At 67.3% G+C, this 2,536-nt stretch carries 3 protein-coding genes; 2 read left to right on the top strand and 1 reads right to left on the bottom strand.

What is annotated here, in order from left to right; all coding sequences use genetic code 11:
* Positions 1-549, top strand: a 549-nt coding sequence (locus tag B2W70_RS10775; RefSeq protein WP_286745621.1) for a M24 family metallopeptidase C-terminal domain-containing protein, incomplete at its 5' end; no start/stop codon positions are given.
* Positions 550-570: 21 nt separating this feature from the next.
* On the opposite strand, the gene B2W70_RS10770 is transcribed toward B2W70_RS10775, so the two are convergent.
* Positions 571-1,278: a Crp/Fnr family transcriptional regulator gene (locus B2W70_RS10770; RefSeq protein ID WP_286745619.1), complete on the bottom strand. Its 708-nt coding sequence runs from the start codon at positions 1,276-1,278 to the stop codon at positions 571-573.
* A gap of 199 nt (positions 1,279-1,477) precedes the next feature.
* Here B2W70_RS10770 and B2W70_RS10765 point away from each other — a divergent pair, with 199 nt between their 5' ends.
* Positions 1,478-2,356, top strand: coding sequence for a PaaX family transcriptional regulator C-terminal domain-containing protein (locus tag B2W70_RS10765; protein WP_286745617.1), 879 nt, complete (start codon positions 1,478-1,480; stop codon positions 2,354-2,356).
* The last annotated feature ends 180 nt before the right edge of the window (positions 2,357-2,536 follow it).

Genomic DNA, 2,536 nt, shown 5'->3' with positions numbered 1-2,536 from the left:
AAGCGCGACTTCACGCTCGTGCTCAAGGGCACGCTGGGCCTGTCGCGCACGCGCTTCCCGCTGGGCACGCTCGCGCCCATGCTCGACGCCATCGCGCGCGCGCCGCTGTGGGCAGAGGGCCTGGACTTCGGCCACGGCACCGGCCACGGCGTGGGCTACTTCCTCAACGTGCACGAGGGCCCGCAGTCCATCTCCAAGGCCATGCCCAACCCCGACATGGCCATGCACCCGGGCATGATCACGTCGATCGAGCCGGGGCTGTACCGGCCGGGCCAGTGGGGCATCCGCATCGAGAACCTGGTGCTCAACGTGCCCGTGGCGCCCACCGTGCCCGATGCCGAGCCGGGCACGCCCGAACACGGCCATTACCTCGCCTTTGAAACGCTGAGCCTGTGCCCGATCGACACGCGCTGCATCGACCTGGGCCTGATGCGCCCCGACGAAATCGACTGGCTCAACGCCTACCACGCCGAGGTGCGCCGCCGCCTGTCTCCGCACGTGAGCGGCGAGGCCTTGAGCTGGCTGGTGCGACGCACCGAGCCCATCTGATCAACGCCTGCGCAGGCCGACTCACACGCAACCGGCCAGCCGCTCCACATCGGGGATGACGATCTCGCGCCGGTTCACCGCGATCAGGCCGCGGGACTGCAAGTCATGCAGGATGCGCGAGAAGTGCTCGGGCGTGACCGACAACAGCGAGGCGATCGTGCCCTTGCTGGCCGGCAACGACACCGTGCAAGCCGAAGTGGCCGCCTGAGGGCTGGTGCGCAGCAGGTAGCTCACGACACGTTGGGCCGCGCTGTGCAAGGTCACGGCCTCGATGTCGCGCACCAGGCGGTTGAGTCGCCCGGAGACATCGGCCAGCAGCTTGACCGCCAACTTCGGCTCCGCCTGCAACTCCACCAGCAATTGGGTTCGCGGCAACAGCAACAGCTGGGCCTCGGTGAGCGCGGCCGCATGGCTGACATGGCGCATCACGCCCGAGCCTTGTCCAGCCACATCGGCCAGCAACAGCGAGCCGCCCAGGCTCGCGGGGGCCGACACCACCTCGATCACCTTTTCCTGGCCATTGTCTGCCCGGGCATACACCTTGATCTGTCCCTTGATGACCACGTAAAGCCCCTCGCTGACATCCCCCGAATGGAACAGCTCGTCCCCACGGGCGAGGTGGATGCGCTGAGCCGACGCCGCCATGCGCGCCAGGGTTGGCTCAGGGGCTTCGCGAAACAGGTTCAGCCCGCGCAGGACATGGCCTGCATCGAACGGGGCGGGTGGCATCTCATGCTCCTTCGGGGTTCTGCACGCCCTGAATTCTGAGAAGCCCCGTCCGCAACGGACTTGATGTCGCGCAAGGATTGCCTGCTTGCCGGGCCCTCGCACCGGGCGCAAGCGCATGCATTGGTCAGAACCAAGTGACAACCCTTAGGCGTCAATTCATTACATGATTTAGCATAAGAATTCATTCAATGTCACAAGCATGACCCCAACCCCAAAAAACCTGATCCTCAACCTGCTGCTCGCTGCAGCGGGTGAGCCACTGAGCTCGAGCGACGCCGTGGCCTCCTGCCAACTGTTCGGCATCCGGGAAAACAGCGTGCGTGTGGCCCTGGTGCGCCTGAATGCCGCAGGGCTGATCGAGTCGGTGGGCCGTGGCGCCTACCGACTCGGGCCCCAGGCAGCCACGCTGGCCGCCGAGATCGCCAGTTGGCGCCACGCCGAGCAACGCGTCTGTGAGTGGGAGGGGGGCTGGCTGATGGTCAGCACCGCCGGCCTGCGGCGCAGCGACCGAGCCGCCCTGCGCTTGCGTGAGCGCGCGCTGGCACTGGCTGGATTCGAAACGCTCGCTCCCGAGTTGCACGTTCGCCCCGACAACCTGATCGGCCATGCCGAAGCCGCTCGCCACCGCTTGCAACAACTGGGCTTGGACCCGGACGCCCCCGTGTTCGTGGCCCGCGACCTGGCGCCGGAACTCGACCAGCGAGCCCGCCAGCTCTGGGCAGACAAACATCTGGACCAAAGCTACGCCCGCACCCGACACAAGCTCGAGACCTGGCTGCAAGGCGCCGACCGGCTTGAGCTCGAGACGGCCGCCCGGGAAAGCTACGTTCTGGGCAACGAAGCCATCCGGCAGCTCGTCTTCGACCCATTGCTGCCTCAGCCCCTGGTGGACGTCTCGGCGCGGCGCGACTTCCTGCAAGCCGTGATCGACTTCGACGCCGCTGGCCATCGGATCTGGCAGAACCTGCTGCCTTCCTTGCGCCCCATCGCCGGGGACCGCGACACGAACGCTGGCACCAGCGAGCCCCAGCCCCCACAGCCCGAAACGCTCCCAGCACAGCGGCGCTGGACCCACTGATCCCTTTTGCCGCAGCAACCCACCGCCCACGACCACCCCATGCGCGCCCCCACCTCTTCGAACGCCCCCCCATCGGCCCTCGCCCAAGATGCCCAGGTCGAAAGCGCCACGCCCACCGAGCTGCCAACGGCCACGCGCAGAAGGCTCAAGGACCTGTTCACCCGAGAGCAGCTGGCCACG

This window comes from Aquabacterium sp. UBA2148 (assembly GCF_002328915.1).
Lineage (GTDB): Bacteria > Pseudomonadota > Gammaproteobacteria > Burkholderiales > Burkholderiaceae_C > Aquabacterium > Aquabacterium parvum.
This window is presented reverse-complemented; position numbering and strand designations above follow the sequence as displayed.

Bases quoted from the DNA above. Each gene is read 5' to 3' on its own strand.
- B2W70_RS10765 (WP_286745617.1), top strand. From the start codon at position 1,478: ATGACCCCAACCCCAAAAAACCTGATCCTCAACCTGCTGCTCGCTGCA.
- B2W70_RS10770 (WP_286745619.1), bottom strand. From the start codon at position 1,278: ATGCCACCCGCCCCGTTCGATGCAGGCCATGTCCTGCGCGGGCTGAAC.